The sequence below is a fragment of the Acidisphaera sp. L21 genome (genome assembly GCF_009765685.1).
Classification (GTDB): Bacteria; Pseudomonadota; Alphaproteobacteria; order Acetobacterales; family Acetobacteraceae; genus LMUY01.
In genome coordinates, this window is record NZ_LMUY01000114.1 from 18,316 (window position 1) to 33,935 (window position 15,620).

15 protein-coding genes and 1 pseudogene are annotated in these 15,620 nt (G+C 63.4%); 6 read left to right on the top strand and 10 right to left on the bottom strand.

Translation table 11 applies throughout. The annotated features are described in order from the left end of the window. The 3 genes from GSQ76_RS32080 to GSQ76_RS22025 form a co-directional block, all read right to left on the bottom strand. The coding region (locus GSQ76_RS32080) for an ATP-binding cassette domain-containing protein (RefSeq protein WP_158746265.1) at positions 1–371 on the bottom strand (371 nt) is incomplete at its 3' end. Then, positions 368–1,123, bottom strand: coding sequence for an ABC transporter permease (locus GSQ76_RS22020; protein ID WP_158746266.1), 756 nt, complete (start codon positions 1,121–1,123; stop codon positions 368–370). The genes GSQ76_RS22020 and GSQ76_RS32080, both read right to left, overlap by 4 nt. After that, the gene (locus tag GSQ76_RS22025; RefSeq protein WP_158746267.1) at positions 1,120–2,046 is read right to left on the bottom strand and encodes an ABC transporter substrate-binding protein; all 927 of its coding nucleotides are present in this window, start codon (positions 2,044–2,046) and stop codon (positions 1,120–1,122) included. Before GSQ76_RS22025 ends, GSQ76_RS22020 begins: the two co-directional genes overlap by 4 nt. A gap of 177 nt (positions 2,047–2,223) precedes the next feature. Between GSQ76_RS22025 and GSQ76_RS22030 the strand changes: the two genes are divergently transcribed. Further along, positions 2,224–2,832: a GAF domain-containing protein gene (locus GSQ76_RS22030; protein WP_158746268.1), complete on the top strand. Its 609-nt coding sequence runs from the start codon at positions 2,224–2,226 to the stop codon at positions 2,830–2,832. Positions 2,833–2,951: 119 nt separating this feature from the next. Here the strand turns inward: GSQ76_RS22030 and GSQ76_RS22035 are convergent, their stop codons facing one another. Next, complete coding sequence (locus tag GSQ76_RS22035; RefSeq protein ID WP_158746269.1) at positions 2,952–4,352, bottom strand: amidase; 1,401 nt, start codon at positions 4,350–4,352, stop codon at positions 2,952–2,954. Next, entirely contained in the window at positions 4,345–5,037 is a 693-nt protein-coding gene (locus GSQ76_RS22040) for a cyclase family protein (RefSeq protein ID WP_158746270.1), read from the bottom strand. Before GSQ76_RS22040 ends, GSQ76_RS22035 begins: the two co-directional genes overlap by 8 nt. 251 nt (positions 5,038–5,288) lie before the next feature. On the opposite strand from GSQ76_RS22040, the gene GSQ76_RS22045 reads away from it, so the two are divergent. The 3 genes from GSQ76_RS22045 to GSQ76_RS22055 all read left to right on the top strand — a co-directional run bounded on the left by GSQ76_RS22045 (position 5,289) and on the right by GSQ76_RS22055 (position 8,612). Next, on the top strand, positions 5,289–5,981 hold the full coding sequence (locus GSQ76_RS22045; RefSeq protein ID WP_158746271.1) for an MFS transporter: 693 nt from the start codon (positions 5,289–5,291) through the stop codon (positions 5,979–5,981). Positions 5,982–6,028: 47 nt separating this feature from the next. Then, positions 6,029–6,907: an NAD(P)-dependent oxidoreductase gene (locus tag GSQ76_RS22050; protein WP_158746272.1), complete on the top strand. Its 879-nt coding sequence runs from the start codon at positions 6,029–6,031 to the stop codon at positions 6,905–6,907. A 973-nt stretch (positions 6,908–7,880) separates the two neighbouring features. Then, positions 7,881–8,612, top strand: a complete 732-nt coding sequence (locus GSQ76_RS22055) for an SDR family NAD(P)-dependent oxidoreductase (protein WP_158746273.1) — start codon at positions 7,881–7,883, stop codon at positions 8,610–8,612. Positions 8,613–8,684: 72 nt separating this feature from the next. Here GSQ76_RS22055 and GSQ76_RS32380 read toward each other — a convergent pair whose 3' ends face one another. Beyond that, a complete protein-coding gene (locus GSQ76_RS32380; protein ID WP_256367013.1) occupies positions 8,685–8,819 on the bottom strand; it encodes a hypothetical protein in 135 nt (44 codons plus the stop codon). A gap of 76 nt (positions 8,820–8,895) precedes the next feature. Continuing rightward, positions 8,896–10,236 (bottom strand): LLM class flavin-dependent oxidoreductase, encoded by a 1,341-nt coding sequence (locus tag GSQ76_RS22060; RefSeq protein WP_216851218.1) that lies wholly within the window; start codon positions 10,234–10,236, stop codon positions 8,896–8,898. A gap of 82 nt (positions 10,237–10,318) precedes the next feature. Here GSQ76_RS22060 and GSQ76_RS22065 point away from each other — a divergent pair, with 82 nt between their 5' ends. After that, the gene (locus tag GSQ76_RS22065) at positions 10,319–11,488 is read left to right on the top strand and encodes an LLM class flavin-dependent oxidoreductase (RefSeq protein ID WP_158746274.1); all 1,170 of its coding nucleotides are present in this window, start codon (positions 10,319–10,321) and stop codon (positions 11,486–11,488) included. Further along, complete coding sequence (locus GSQ76_RS22070; protein WP_158746275.1) at positions 11,485–12,828, top strand: LLM class flavin-dependent oxidoreductase; 1,344 nt, start codon at positions 11,485–11,487, stop codon at positions 12,826–12,828. Before GSQ76_RS22065 ends, GSQ76_RS22070 begins: the two co-directional genes overlap by 4 nt. 44 nt (positions 12,829–12,872) lie before the next feature. Here the strand turns inward: GSQ76_RS22070 and GSQ76_RS22075 are convergent, their stop codons facing one another. From GSQ76_RS22075 to oppD, 3 genes and pseudogenes are all read right to left on the bottom strand, one after another. After that, on the bottom strand, positions 12,873–14,501 hold the full coding sequence (locus GSQ76_RS22075) for an ABC transporter substrate-binding protein (RefSeq protein WP_158746276.1): 1,629 nt from the start codon (positions 14,499–14,501) through the stop codon (positions 12,873–12,875). Continuing rightward, positions 14,501–15,334, bottom strand: a complete 834-nt coding sequence (locus GSQ76_RS22080) for an ATP-binding cassette domain-containing protein (protein WP_158746277.1) — start codon at positions 15,332–15,334, stop codon at positions 14,501–14,503. Before GSQ76_RS22080 ends, GSQ76_RS22075 begins: the two co-directional genes overlap by 1 nt. After that, positions 15,331–15,620 (bottom strand): annotated as a pseudogene (gene oppD, locus GSQ76_RS22085) (oligopeptide ABC transporter ATP-binding protein OppD); the annotation flags it as partial. The gene GSQ76_RS22080 and the pseudogene oppD, both read right to left, overlap by 4 nt.

Below are 15,620 nucleotides of genomic sequence, written 5' to 3' on the forward strand. Positions count from 1 at the left end.
CGGACCAATTCATCGGTCATGCGCCAACGTTCAGCCGCAGCCACACCGCGAGACTTCAGGTTGAACGCGATGTTGGCGCGCGCCGTCATCCAGGGGAACAATCCATGTTCCTGGAATACGACCCCCGCGTCCGCATGCGGGCCGGCCAGCGGGGTGTTGCCGATGCGGACCGACCCGGCGCTGGGGCCTTCCAGACCGGCGAGGATCTTCAGCAGCGTCGACTTGCCGCAGCCGGACACGCCGAGCAGGCAAATGAACTCGCCCAGTGCGGCCTGCAGGTCGATATGCTCCAGCGCCACCACGTCCTCGCCGCGGCGGCTATAGGTCTTGGTTACGCCATCCAGCGTGATGTAGGATCCGACATTCGTCACGGCGCCATCACCAGCCCATCCTGCCACCGGCAAAAATAGCGTCGCAACAGGTGGATCATCTGGTCGAACACCAGCCCGATCGTCCCGATAATAAGGATGCCAGCAACGACCTCGTCTGGCCGGAACACCATTTGTGCGTAGAGAATCATGTAGCCGAGGCCCGATTTCACCGCCATCATTTCGGCGGTCACCACCGTCAACCAGCCGGCCCCGGTGGCAAGGCGGAACCCGGTGAGAATGGACGGCAATGCGTTCGGCAAGAGGATGTCGCGCAGCACGAGCAGGTCGCTGGCGCGTGCGACCTGCGCCACGGCAAGCAATGTACGCTCGACGTTGCGGACGCCGAAAATCGTGCTGATCAGCAGCGGCCAGAACGAGGCGAACCAGATGAGTACGATTGCGGGGCGGTCGCCTATGCCGAAGAACATGATTGCCAGAGGGATCAAGGCGATGGCGGGAAAGCAGCGGAAAATCTGGATCGTCCAATCCATGAGCCGGTCCACCGTTGGATAGCGCCCCACCACCAATCCGAGCGGAACGGCGGTGATGAACGCAAGCCCTACACCCACGACCACGCGCAATACACTTGCCTCGGTATGGCGTAGCAGCAGGCGCCACTCGTCGATGAAGACGCTGGCGACTTCTGCGGGGGCGGGGAACAATGCGTTGGAATAGACGCCGGCCCGCGCCGTCATCTCCCATGCGACTACCAACACGAGCAGCGGGACCAAGCCGAGCGGCAGCCGCCTCATGCAGCGTCGATCAACGTGGTGTCGATGAACTGGCGCCAATCCGGAAGTTTCTGCGCCATCTTCGCCTCCAGCATCATGGCGCCGAGGGCACTGACCTGGCTGTGAAATGCCGGCCCCGAATCCGTGGTGAAGAACACGTTCTTGAGCGACTCGACGGCGACGTTCCGAGGCATGTTGAGCGTCTTCACCACCGCGTCTGCGGCCTGGGTGCTGTCCCGCGCCAGGTCCGCCGTGGCCGCCTTGTGGGCTTGGATAATCGCCTTGGTGATGGCAGGGTTCTTGGCCACGTAATCCGGCGTTGCGATGACGCCGAGGTTCAGCCGGCCCATTGGCGTGTCGTAGGGTTCCCATACCGGGTGACCCCAGTTGTTCATGACGATGTAGGTCGCGTGCGGTTCGAACGCCATCGCTGCGTCGACATCGCCGCGCTGCATGGCGATCGGCATGGCGTTGTTATCCATGCCGAGGACGTCCACGCTGTCGAATATGCCTTCGTGCCTCAGTTTCCACTGCAGGCACAGATGGGAGATACTGGCCGCTTGCACGGCGACCTTCTTGCCCTTGAGATCGGCAACGCTCGTTACCGCCGGGCCACCGATCAAATACCACCCGCCGGCAGTGGCGTTGGAGAGCAGCACCAACGGGGTTCCGCGTCCGGCGAGCCCGATTGCCGCATTGATGCCGCCATAGCCGATCTGGATATCACCCGATGCAACCGCCTGCATCCGCTGCACGATATTGGCGAATACGACGATCTCTGCATCGATGTTCACCTTCTTGAGGTAATCGGGAAGCAGAAAAGAAGCCATGTTCGGTGCGCCGAGAATGGTGCCGATCTTGACCGTCTCGGGCGCTGCTGCCGTCAGCAGGGCGGGCGCGGCAAGCAAAGCTGTGGAAGCGAGAACGCGACGTCGGCTGATCATCGATTGTTCCTATTCAGCATCGTTGCGGCGACTCAAATTGGGCAAACCCGGGTGTCAATCACGAAGCAAAAATCGGACCAGCCTGGAACTCATTGCGCCACCAGCACTGCTTATGTCGTGGGCGTGTGCTACAGCGCAGGCCCACTCACGACATCACCCAACCGGAGGTCGCCCGCCGTGTCAGCTTCGAATGCATTGGAACATGTCCTGGCCTTATCACGCATCACAGCCGACGCGTGCGCGGCCGAAGGGCCCGAGGAGGCGCTGTGGTGCATTACCCGCAATATTCCGGCGCTGTTAGGGGATCCCACAGCGTCGACACGCCCGAATGCATTCCGGGAAGCCGGGCCTCTTGCGGCAACATCTGCGGCCGTTGCCTTCATGCGCACGCCGGATGGACGACACCATCTGATCACCGCGCCGGTGAATTTCCTGCCTGAACAATATCACGAACTCGTCGATATCGCGCTGGGACATCCTGGCGAGATCGCCCATACCCGGCGGCCCCTGCTGTTACGCGACACGACGCTGCATTCAAGCTTCGTGAAGATACTGCAAACGTTCAAGGCCGGTTCGACATTGTTCGCACCTCTGCTTTGGAAAGGCGATTACCTCGGCGTGCTCATATGCGCCAACGCCGCACGCGGTACTTTCAGCGAGCGTGATTTGGTGATCCATCAAGCTTTTGCTCATGTCGCGGCAGCTTGCTGGATTGCACAGGGTGGACCGGCCTGGTTGGAGGGGCTGGACATGTCGCAGTTTCCGGTCCGCTCCACGGGCACCTAAGGCTGCTTGGCAAATCATCCGACACACCGGGAGGGAATTGGCGAGCCCCCCACGCCTCATCGCAAGATGCGCCGGAGGTGGGTGCCTTCTGGGTGAATGGGGAAGGGACGTCGGATTTCCTAGTGCGCGGTTTCTTCGCAATTCAGCAGCGTCGGCTCGGCCGCAATGGCAATCTGGCGCCACGGGCTCGCTGCCTCGAAGTGCTCCGCCAGATCAAGCAGCAGGATTTCCCTATCGGGCGCAGCGATCAACTGCAATCCGACCGGGAGCGCTCCCGGCGGCAATGGCGCGGGCACGACAATCGCGGGCAGCCCGGCCAGATTGATCGCTGTCGAGAATATGGCGGCGGCGCCGGGTGGGGCGGTCCGTCCATCGATCGGGGTGGGATAGGGGTTCGCCCGCGGCCAGGGCAATGCCGGGGAAGACGGCGTCGCGATGACATCCCAGCCGCGCATTGCGTCGAGCAATCCAGCACGAAACGCGCTCAGCCGGTCAAGCGCCAGCACATAGTCCGTCGCGCTGACGGCGAACCCGGCATGGGCTTGTTTGGCGATCGCGGCAGTCACGTTGGTTTCCCAACCCGGCATCGTTGTCATGACGCGGGCGACACCCACGCTTGCGAGTATGCTGAACAGCGCGCCGACCTCGTCGGGATCCCAGAGCGGCGCGATTGCCGTTACGCTGTGGCCCTGCGCGCGCAACACGTCGCAGGCGGCGGCGAATGCCGCCGTAACGGCGGGCTCGATCGGCGCGTTGCCGATAGCGGCAAAACTGCCAATGCGTAGCCTGCCCAGGGAAGGCGCTACAGGCGGAAGCGCAGGCGCCATCAGCAAGAACGCGGTGCGCAGATCGGCGACACACCGGGCGATCGGGCCGATCACTTGCAGATCATGCGCCAATGCCGGAAAGCCGAACCGCTGAGGAACGCGGCCGACACCCGGCTTCAAACCTGCGACCCCAGCATGGCCCGAGGGCCGCCGAATGGAGCCGCCGGCATCCGTGGCGAGCGCCAGGGGCCCCATGCCAGAGGACACGGCCGCCACCGGGCCACCGCTGGAACCCCCGGGAGATAGTGCAGGTGCCCACGGGTTGCCGGTCGAGCCAAAGACGAGATTATCGGTATATCCCGAAAGGGACAGTTCGGGTGTGTTGGTCTTGCCGACGATGACTGCCCCGGCGGCTCGTAACCGCGCGACGGGAAGGTCGTCTTGCGGGGCGATGAAGTCGGCGAAGAGGCGGCTTCCCCAGGTGGCGCGGAGGCCGCCGACGTGCAGATTATCCTTGATTGTCAGCGGCACGCCGTCGAGAGGTCCGAGTGACTGGCCGCAACGCCATCTTGTACCGGCCGCCGCTGCCGCGCGGCGCGCGCCTTGCAGGTCGATCGTCACGACGGCATTGAGCGCCGGATTGCCCGCCTCGATCCGGTGCAGCACCGATTCCAACGCTGCCTCCGGTGTCAAAGCGCCTGTGGCGAAAGCCGCGCTCAGGCCGGTTGCCGTCAGCGCCCAGGCTTCAGTCATCGAGCCATGCGACGGCGCGGATCGGACTGCCGGTGCCGCCCTTGATCTTCAACGGGAATCCGATGAAGCGGAACCGGCCCTTGCCGACGAGTTGCTCCATGTTCATGAGGCCCTCGATATGGGTGAAGCCCATGTCGCGGCAGACATGATGCACCTCGAAATTGCTGCGCCCTGGGCGGCCCGGGCTTGCTGCCTCGACCCCGAACATGGTGATGCCCTTGTTGCCGAGCCAGGTTGCCGATTCCTTGGTCAGGCCAGGAAAGTCGGTGATGTAACCCTCCGTTCCGAAGGCGCGCCGGTAGAAATCCATATGCAACAGCACAGTGTCCTTCGGACGGATCTCGATTCCCGCAGCTTTTTCGGCGGCCACGAGGTCGGCAATGCTGATGTCGCTCTTGAGCGGCATGTGCGACAGGTCGAGACAGACTGCTTCGGTGAAGTAGTTCTCCAGCGGGATTTCGTCGATGGATTTGGCGCCGGGTCGGTCGTCGAAATGCACGGGCGCGTCGACATGGGTGCCGGAATGATCGCCCATGTTCAAGGAGGTGACGGCTGATGAGAAGCTGTAGCCGTCGGCGACACGTTTTTCCTCGTGCGTCGTAAAGGCGGATATGATGATCATGGGATGGTTCGGCAGCCGTGGCATCTTGTGGTAAATTTCGCGGCTGAGATCGATCAGTGTCATGGCTTGCCTCTGGATCGGTATTATCGCTGTGGCTGACTATGCGGCTTGTTCCCGCGATGGCAAGCATGATCTACAACGTCCACGATGTGGACGTATGTTGGTGCGTTTTTTTATTGTCATAAATTCTCGCCTGTATAATGGTTCTGTCCTAAGGGAACTGCTCCCGGTAGTGTCCATTATATGGACTCTTCTATAGTCCTCTTGTATTCATCTGGTTCGATCATTCGCGCCGCAAAGCAAATCGATCTCCAATGGAATGGCGCCGGGGACTATTGACGCTGTCTTTCCTTGAGGAGTCCGGTGTTGGATTTGTTATCCGTCCGCTTGGCGGTTTTCTCATTGGCCGGTTCGGGGACCGGCATGGGCGAAAGCCGGCGCTGCTGCTGCTTGTTCTCGCGATGGCCATTGGCACGGGGGTGATCGGCGTGATCCCAACCTATGCGCAGATCGGCATCGCCGCCCCAATCATCTTGACGTTGGCGCGCTTGCTTCAGGGCTTTTCGGCCGGTGGCGAGTGGGGCGGCGCGGCGACGTTCATCGTCGAATGGGCGCCGCGTGGTCGGCGCGGCCTTTACGGTGGCATCCATGTTGTCAGCACCTATTTCGGCCTGGCCGCCGGGTCCGGCGTTGCTGCTGCGCTCAGTTCCGGACCCAGCGCCGGGTCAGTGATGGACTGGGGCTGGCGTGTGCCATTCCTTATCGGCGCATTGATCGGGCCACTTGCGCTACTCGACCGCCGACGGATCAATGAATCGCGCGTATTCGTTGAGTCGCAGGCGCATTCATTAGCTGTGACCGCCCCGACCCGCCCGGTTCTGCTGATCATGACCCACACGTTTTGTTTCGCGGCGTTTTGCGTCATGCTGCCGATCTGGGGTGCCATGGTTTGCAGCGCTACCTTGGACCTGCGTTCGGACTGGCGCAGGCCGCCTGCTCCGGTATGATGCGGCAAACCGGCAACGCTTGGCCCGGCACAAATTCGGGGGAAGAGATGAGCAAGCAGCCCGCCATCGGTTTGATCGGCGTCGGTATGATGGGGCACGGCCTGGCCTGGAACATTGCCAAGGCCGGTTACAGCCTGACCATCCTGGACCACGCTGGAAACCAGCCGACCGGCGATTTGCGGGACCTGGGAGTGCTCGTGGCGTCCAGCATCGAGGCAGTGGTGGGCGTGTCTGAGATCGTCATTCTCTGCGTCACTGGGTCGCCCCAGGTGGAAGCTATCCTGACGGATCCCGATGGTGTGGTCGCCCATCTGCGGCCGGGCACTGTGGTGGTGGATTGCTCGACCGCGCTGCCGGATTCGAGCCAGCGCATGGCCGAACGTGTCATCGCGGCGGGGGGCGAATTCCTGGACGCGGCCATGACCCGATTACCGCCCCAAGCCAGGACCGGCACGCTCAACCTGCTGATCGGCGGTGACCCGGCGTTGCTCGACCGTGTGCGCCCGGTGCTGGACACGTTCAGCGAAACCATCACCCATGTCGGCGGCGTTGGGGCCGGCCATCTGATGAAACTGCTGCACAACTACGTCTCACTCGGCTTCGTGGCGCTGTTGGCGGAGGTTGCGGCCCATGGTGAGAAGGCCGGTCTCCCCATGTCCACGCTGATCGAGGTGTTGAACCAGGGCGGTGGTGGCGGCATGGCACTGCAACGCATGACGCCGTTCTTGCTACAGGGCGACGCCTCCAACATGCCGTTTTTCCTCAGCAACGCCGCGAAGGACCTGAGCTACTATCGCCAGGCGGCGACGGCGAGCGGTGTTGACCAGACGATTGCCGTTGCGGTGAGCGCCACGCTGGACAAAGCGGTGGCCGAGGGGCACGGGCAAGACTTCGTTCCTCGACTGGCGGCCTTGCTGCGATCCTGACGGCCGGTTTGTCGGTTGCGTTGAAGAACACGACCTTGCGGCCATCATACCCGGCCTGCGCCAACAGCGCCTTGGCCCCGGGTATGTCGATGCGCTCGCTTGGCCGCCGGCGAGAACATGCCCGGCGTCAACGACACCAATGCCCGGCCGCAGGAGATCGTCGCCGTCCAGCGCGGCTGAACCCCAGCCCCCGCTGTCCTGCTACCAACCCGCGGCGCAGCGGACGCCTGATGTGACCCCTACGAGCGTCGGTAACATGAGGAGAGGAGACGAGACAAGACTTGATAAACACCCTTCCCGCGACGTGTTTGCTAGGTCAGATAGATGCGCTTCGACGGGCTCGGCAACCTCTTGCGACCGCAACGGTCTATCGAATACGCTTCACCGATCACGGAGTTATCATGACGGTGCGGACGCGTTCTAGCGACGATCCTTGTTTTGATCCTCGCAAGGTAGGTCATGCGCAAAATATCGGCGTCGTTGGAGGGCGGTATGGCGACGCAGACCTCGTAGCCCTGGCCATGATGACGGACGGTGTCGCAACCGGCTTGGTGACCGGGCGCACTAGGAACTACGGGTTGGCTCCACTCCTGCGGGCGGCATCGTAACAGCCGGCACTGGCGGACGCGGAGCGTATCCGCACCGAAGTCCCGGTGCGAACGGTTACTTTTACCGGCGGCTTCAGCGCTCGACGAGCTACCAATCGTTTGGCTTGAAACCTTGGGACGCCGCGAGTTCGTAGTTGATGGTCAGGTCATCAAGGGGCAAGTGCGAGAGCGCTCGCCCACGGCGAAGCGGAAAACCGCCCGCCTGTCATGTTTGGCGACAACCGATGACGCTGATGCTTGGGCGTGACAAACTCAGCTGGCCGGGGGAGATTGCCCACACGCAGAACTGGCCATCTGCATACGCATGTAAGGGTGTGTGATGGCTGGCCGACTGAGAAAACGGCAAACTGTTGGAGTTTCGCAACATGCAACGCACTGCTTTCATCTCAGGCTCCGGCCGGAACATCGGCCGCGCCATCGCGCTCAAGCTCGCACGGGTGGGAGTTAACATCGTTGTCAACGGCCGCGCCAACCAGGCGGCCTGCGAAGCCGTGGCAACGGACGTGCGCGCGCTAGGCGTCGAGGCGCTGGTTCTCATGGGTGATGTCGGCCTCCTGCCGGAAGCCCGGCGTCTGGGGATCGCCGCCTTGGATCGATTTGGTACGATCGACATCCTCGTCAACAATGCCGGCTCACGCCCGCACCAGCCGCTACTGTCGATCAGCGATGCCGACTGGACGAGCGTGCTCGATACCAATCTGGGCGCTTGCTTCTGGTTGTCGCGTGCCTTTCTCCCGGGGATGATAGAACGGCGCTGGGGCCGTATCATCAACTTTAGCGGGATGAATTCCATCCGTGGGGCAACAGGCTACGCGCATATTGCGGCAGCCAAACATGGCGGCTGGGGGTTGGCCAAATCAATCGCGACCGAGTTTGGGCCGTATGGTATCACAGCCAACAGCATCTCGCCGGGTCCAATCCGGCAGGATGGGCAGGAGAGCGCCGACACCGCCGAGCAGGCCGAGCGACTCCGCGTGCCACTGGGGCGCACCGGATTGCCCGCCGACGTGGCTGCCGCCGTAGCCCTGCTCTGTTCCGAGGAAGGCGGGTTCATCTCCGGCCAAATGATAGCGGTCAACGGCGGTGCTCAGACGTAGAGGCGTAGGCGCTCCCGCTTGGCCCATGCCTTGGACCGCCCGGCACGCAGTCGTGGCCGGGTTAGGCATGTCCTACATTCTGAGCAGCACCGTCAGTCCATGATCACGCACCAGGGTTCGCACCACGCTCAGGATTCGCTCCACCATCAGTGGCGACAGTCCGAATGGTGGTTCGTCCAGCATCATCAGGCGCGGATGTCTTATCATCGCGCGGCTGTCCGAGGACATGATCCTGCGGCGGGTCCGGACGCGAAGGGAAGCTAACCCCTGTTCACCGGTGCTATCAGCCGGAACTGCGCGTGTTCGTATTCTCTGGCCGTCGAAGGCCCAGATGGTCGCGCAAGGTCGACCCGGCATAGTCGAGGCGAAACAGGCCACGGCGCTGCAACTCAGGCACCACGCCCGCCACGAAATCGTCCAGGCCGCCGGGCAGGACCTGGAACTGCATCATGAACCCGTCGCAGGCCTGGCTGGTAAACCACGCCTCCATCACGTCGGCGATCTGGGACGGCGTGCCCTTGATGGTCTTGCGGCCGCGTTCGTAGCGCAGGTAAAGCTGCCGCAGGGTCGGATTCTCCTCCCGGATGATCTTCATAATCCCATCGAAGAACGCCTTGTGCTGATTGGCGCTCTTGGGCAGGCGGTGCAACGGGATCGGCTCGTCCAGTGGTAGATCCGACAAATCTGCTTCGAGGTCGGTGCCCAGGCGGAAGCGGCCGACATCGGGATGGATCATGTCCTGCAACGCCTGTGCCTTGTCCTCCGCCTCTGCCTGCGTGCGGCCCAGCACGATGGGTAGGCCCGCCAGGATCTTTAGATCATCTGGGGCGCGGCCGTATTTCGCCAGGCGGCCTTTCAAATCGTCGTAGTTGCGCTTTGCATCGTCCGGGTTCGACGCCGAGGCAAACACCACTTCGGCCGTGCGGGCGGCGAGGTCGAGGCCGGTTTCCGACGCGCCAGCCTGGATGATCACCGGATGTCCCTGCGGCGAACGGGCGACGTTCAGCGCTCCATCGAGCTTGAAATACTTGCCTTCGTGATGCGTGACATGCATGCGCGCCGGGTCGAAATAGAGCCCGCGGTCGCGGTCGCGAATAAAGGCGTCATCATCCCAGGTGTCCCACAGCTTGCGCACCAGATCAACGAATTCACCGGCCCGCTCGTAGCGCAGCGCGTGCGGCGGCAGCATAGCCTGGCCGAAATTGCGCGCCGCGTAGTCATTAGCCGAGGTCACGACGTTCCATGCCGCCCGCCCGGCGGTGACATGGTCCAGCGACGCGAACTGGCGCGCGACATTATAGGGTTCGGAGAAGCTGGTGGAAACGGTACCGCCCAGGCCGATGCGGCTCGTCGCACTGGCGAGCGCGGTCAGGAGGGTGACAGGCTCCAGCACGTTCATGAACATGGGGAAACGGCTCCACGCGTGCAGATTCTCGGTGCGTGCAGCCGGGGTATCGGCGACGAAGAACAGGTCGAATTTGCCGCGCTCAGCCAGTTCGACAAGACCGCGTAGAAAAGCGATGTCGGTGGATGCGCCGGCGTTCGTGTCGGGGTGCATCCAGGCGGCCGGGTGATTGCCGGTTCCGCCGCCGGTCAGCATGCCAAGCGACATCATACGCTTCATGGTGTTTGCCCCATAACGAGCGCCGAGGCGGGGCCCCCGGGCGTCCCTTTACGCTACGAAAATTCGGGTGTTAGGTATAGACATGATGGCATCCGGGCGATCCATGCTGCTGACCGTCTCTGGGGCCGGCTGCGGCGCCCACCCCGCGGCCTGGCGGGTTGGCGGGGCACCGCGTGCGCCGTCACTAGCCTGGTTCCGAAAGCTCACGCTGCAGGCGGAGCGCGCTGGCCTGGACGCTATTTTGTTCGGCAGTTCACCCTGGGGGCCGGCCGTAGCGGCCAGCGGGCAGGCTGGCACGTTCGAACTCGATGCGATGCCCTTGATCGCTGCGCTGGCCGCAGATGGCGAGCAGATCGGTCTAGGGGCGTCGGTCCCCGTCGATCACGCCGAGCCGTTCAACATTGCCCGCTCGTTTGCCGGTGCGGACCGGTTGACGGCGGGGCGCACCGCCTGGATCGCCGATGTTAGGGAAAAAACGTATCGACCCGGAGACTTTGCCCATGCCGAGGCACGCGACGTGTCAGCCCGATATGCGCGTGCACTCGAATGCATCAGCGTCGTACGCAAGCTATGGGATAGCTGGGAAGACGAAGCGATCGTGCTGGACAAGCCGGCCGGGTTGTTTACGGACCCGGCCCGGGTTCACCGGATCACCCATAGAGGGGAGTATTTTTCGGTCCGTGGGCCGCTGAACGCGCCACGACCGCTGCAAGGCCATCCCGTCATCGTGCAGAGCGATCACAGCCGGGAGGGGCTGGCTCTGGCCGCCGTTACCGCGGATGTTTTCTTGGCCACGGTAACGGCACCGGATCAACTGGCTGGCCTGCGCGACGCACTGGGCGCGCGGCCTCTTCTGCTGGCCACCATTGTCCCACTGCTCGCGCGGACGCAGGCGGAAGCGGACACGCGCGCCGCGGTGCTCGACGGCATGGTCACCGGGCCGCTTGCTGCGGCGCTGCTGGCGGATGCGGGCCGGACAGGCGAGGCGCCACAACTTGCCTGGTCGCTGGGCGGCATTCCCTTCATCGGCACGCCAGCAGCCCTTGCGGCGAGGCTGGCAGACCTATTCGCGGGTGGGCTGTGCGATGGCTTCCATATCGCCCCGGCGGTGTTGCCGTTGGATCTGGAACTTTTTGCGACCGACGTGATCCCAGAGTTGCGCGCCCGCTCGTTGCGCCCGGCTGTCGCCGTAGGGCGCACGTTGCGGGAGCATCTCCACCTGCCCCGGCCCCGCAGTCAGTTCGCAGCATGACCGGGCGGCAGCTCCATCTCGGCGTATTTATCTATCCAGGCGGTCACCACATCGCTGCCTGGCGGCATCCCGCGATGCAGGCGCAGCGCATCACCGAACTCGGCTATTACCGCGAATGCGCGCAGATCGCCGAGCGCGGCAAGTTTGACATGTTTTTCGTCGGCGATGCGCTGAACGCGCGCGAGCGGGAGGGGCGCGTGATGGGGCAGGTCGCCATCAACAACCTCGATCCGGTTTCCATCGTCTCGGCCATCGCCAGTGTGACCGAGCGGATTGGATTGGTTGCCACGCTCTCGACGACCTATCACGAGCCGTTCTCGATTGCGTCCAAGTTTGCGACCCTCGATCATCTGAGCGGCGGCCGCGCCGGCTGGAACGTGGTCACCACATCGGACGACAAGTCGGCGTTGAATTTCAGCCGCACCCATGCGATGGACAAGGCGCTGCGATACGAGCGGGCTGCTGCTTTCGTCGATGTCGTAACCGGTCTTTGGGATAGTTGGGATGACGGCGCCGTGGTGGGTGACGCCGCCACCGGTCAATTCCTGGATCCGGCCAGCATTCACGCCGTCGACCATAGCAGTCCGTTCTTCGCGGTTGCCGGGCCGGCGATGATGCCGCGACCGCCGCAGGGTTGGCCAGTGCTGGTGCAGGCGGGCGGCAGTCCGCCCGGGCGGGACTTCGCAGCCCGCATCGGCGAGGCGATATTCACCGCCCAAGGCGAGTTGCCCGAGGCGCAGGCGTTCCGGTCCGATATTCATGCCCGCATGGCAGCGAGGGGCCGCTCGGCCAACAGCGTGAAAATCATGCCGGGCCTGTCGCCGATGCTGGGCGACACGGAGGCCGCGGCGCAACGCCGGGCCGAGGAGTTCGCGGAACTCGTCGATCCTGCCGTTGGTGTCTGGATGCTGACGGAAATGACGAAGTTCCGCCTCTATGATCATCCGCTCGACCAGCCATTGCCGACAGCGGATATTCGCGCGTCGAGCCCGGCTCTCAACCGGAACGCGACCACTCTGGTCGAAAGGGCGGAGCGGGAGGCGTTGACGCTGCGTGACGCAGCACGGATCATGGTGCGCTCGCGCGTTCACCAATCCTTCGTCGGCACGCCGGAGCAATTGGCTGGCCACATGTCGCATTGGCTGGAAGCGGGTGGCTGCGACGGCTTCAACATTTTGCCGCCGCTCTTTCCAGACGACCTCGCAACCTTCGTCGACCAGGTCGTGCCTGTCTTACAGCGCCTAGGTGTGTTCCGGCGAGAGTATTCGGGATCGACCCTGCGCGACCATTTGGGGCTGCCGCGGCCCAAGGGACGCAGCATCAACACGGCAGGGCTCTAGCGCGGCTTTGCCCCCTCCAAAAGGAGCGGGTGCCCGATGTGCGGCTATTGACTGTTCGGCAGCCAGGCCTCCGCCCAGTTGGGATGCTCATTGAAAGAGATGTTGAACTGCGCGTCGAGATTGGCAAAGCGGGTCGACACGGCATTATAGGTCGGCGCGTTGGTCAGGGTGATTTCGTTCAGATCGCGGGCGACAATTTCCTCGTACTGCTTGTATAACGCTTTCCGCTGGTCTTCGGGCGCGGCGGCAGCCGCCGCCGCAATACGGTCCAGGTCCGGATTGCAGTAGCCGGTCGGGTTCGTATACGAAATCGGCGCCGGGTTGCAGACGAAGCTGCGATCGACACCCAATGTCGGGTCGGAGCGTCCGGTTAACGACGTCAGCGACACGTCGAAATCGTATTTGTGGTAGACCTTGTCCGCCCAGATCTGCGCGTCCGTCCCCGTTAGCCGCACGTCCACTCCCACCTGCAGCCACTGCGCGGCAATGCTGCGGGCGATCGCATCGAAGGGCGGCCCGGCTGCGTAGGCCAACTCCAGCGAAAATCGCTTACCGTCCTTCAGCGGAAACCCCGCCTCGTCCAATTGCTTGCCGGCGGCGGCGGGGTCGTAGGGATACATCGTGGTGTAGTTCACCGAAGGATCATACAGGTTGGTGAACTGCTCGGGGATGGCGCTGGTGGCGGGGAACGCCAGCCCACGATAGGCATCGGCGTTGATCCGTTGCCGGTCCGTCGCTTGGAACAAGGCACGACGCACGCGCACGTCGCTGATCGGCGACCGGCGTAGGTTGAAGTCGAGCGATGCCCGCTCGGGCGCGTTGATGACGATCTTCACCACCTTGAAGCGGCCATTGCCCATGGCCTGCTGCGCTTGTTGCACCTGGCTGAAATCCAGGAATTGCATCCAGTCGGCCTCGCCTTGGATCACGGCATTCAATTGCTGTTGCGCACTCGGCGCCAAGGCCACCAAGACGCGATCCAGATACGGCTTGGGCTGATCCCAGTAGTATGGATTGCGCACGAAGATCAACGACCGGCCCGGCTCCCATGAATCCAACTTGAATGGACCAAGCCCGATCGGCTTGCGATTGGCCGGGTTGGTGGCGAGATCGGTGCCGGCATAGATATGCTCCGGCATCAGCTCAAAGTTTTCCTTGTCGAACAATTCGAGCGCCGCGGTCACCGGCTGCGTCAGCGTGATCACCGCTGTAAATTCATCCGGTGTTTCGACCTTGGCCACCAGGGGCGTCAGCTTGGTGAGGAACGGGTTGAGCTTGCCGAATTGGGTGAGCGTGAAGGCGACGTCCTTGGCGGTGAAGGGCTGGCCGTCCGACCATTTCACACCCTGGCGTAGGTGAAACGTGTAGATGCGGCCATCGGGCGAGATCGTCCAGCTGGTGGCAAGATGCGGCACACGATGGGCGGCAGCGTCATGGGCCAGCAGCCCGTCCGCCCAGACATCGGCCATCCAGAGTGCCGGGGACTGGGAGGTCAGTTCCGTATTGAGGATCGCCATGCCGGTCGCATCCAGTGTCATCACGATATCACCACCGCGCTTGGGCGCGGGGCTCTGGACGGGGCTTTGGGCGGGGCTCTGGGCCCAGACGGGTGAGACGGCGCAGGCCGATAGCAGGAATGCCCCAACGAGGCGGCGTATATGGCTGGATCGCATTAGGAGCTCCTTTGCAGAGATTCTTCGGCAGCAGCGCGGGCACGGGCACGGCGTGGATCTGGGATCAACCTGGCGTCCAACAGTGTCTGCGTATAGGCATGTTGCGGGTGCTTGAGTACGTCGGGACCCGCCTCGACAATACGGCCGCGATACATCACTGCAACGCGATCGGCAATTGCTTCCATCGCACCGAGGTCGTGGCTGATCACCACAAAGCCGATGCCGAGCCGGGCCTGCAGGTCTGCCATAAGCGCGAGAACCTGCGCCTGGACGGACACATCGAGGCTGGACAGGGGTTCATCCGCGATGATCAGCCTCGGCTGCAACAGCAATGCGCGCGCGATGGCGATCCGCTGCTGCTGGCCGCCGGAGAGTTGATGTGGGTAGCGCGTCAGAAAGCCAGCAGCCGGCGAGAGGCCCACCGCTTCGAGCTGCGCCTCGATCACGCCGCGCACTGTGGCGGGCGTTGCCAGCCGGTGCTCCAGCAGCACGTAGGACAGAGTCTGCATCACCTGCATGCGCGGGTTGAGCGATGCGGCCGGATCCTGGAACACGGCCTGAACGTCACGGCGATAGATGCGGCGCTGGGTCCGGGACAGGGCTGATATCGGCGTACCGCGATAGGCGATGATGCCGGCGCTGGGTTTAGCGAGCGCGAGCAGCAGCCGGGCGAGACTTGACTTGCCAGAACCGGATTCGCCGACGATGGCCAGCGTCTCACCCTCCCGCACGTCCAGATCGATGCCGTCCAGGGCGCGGATTTTCGCTCGCCGCCACGATGGTGCGGTAAATTCCTGAACGATGCCCCGCGCACTCAGGATCGCCTGGCTCATCCCGCGGTGGCCAGGACCGGGAGGTGGCGCTGCCGGCTCAGTGCCACCAGCCTCGCGGTGGTCGGGTGCTGCGGCGCATCGAACAGCGTGAACACGTCGGCCTCCTCCACCACTCGCCCAGCCTGCATGACGTAGACGCGGTCACACAGCTCTGCGACCAGGCCCATGTCGTGGGTGACCAATGCGAGCGCCATGCCACGATCACGATGCAAACGGCGCAGCAAGCGCAGCACCTGCAACTGGACCGTGGCATCGAGCGCCGTGGTTGGCTCGTCCGCGACCAGGA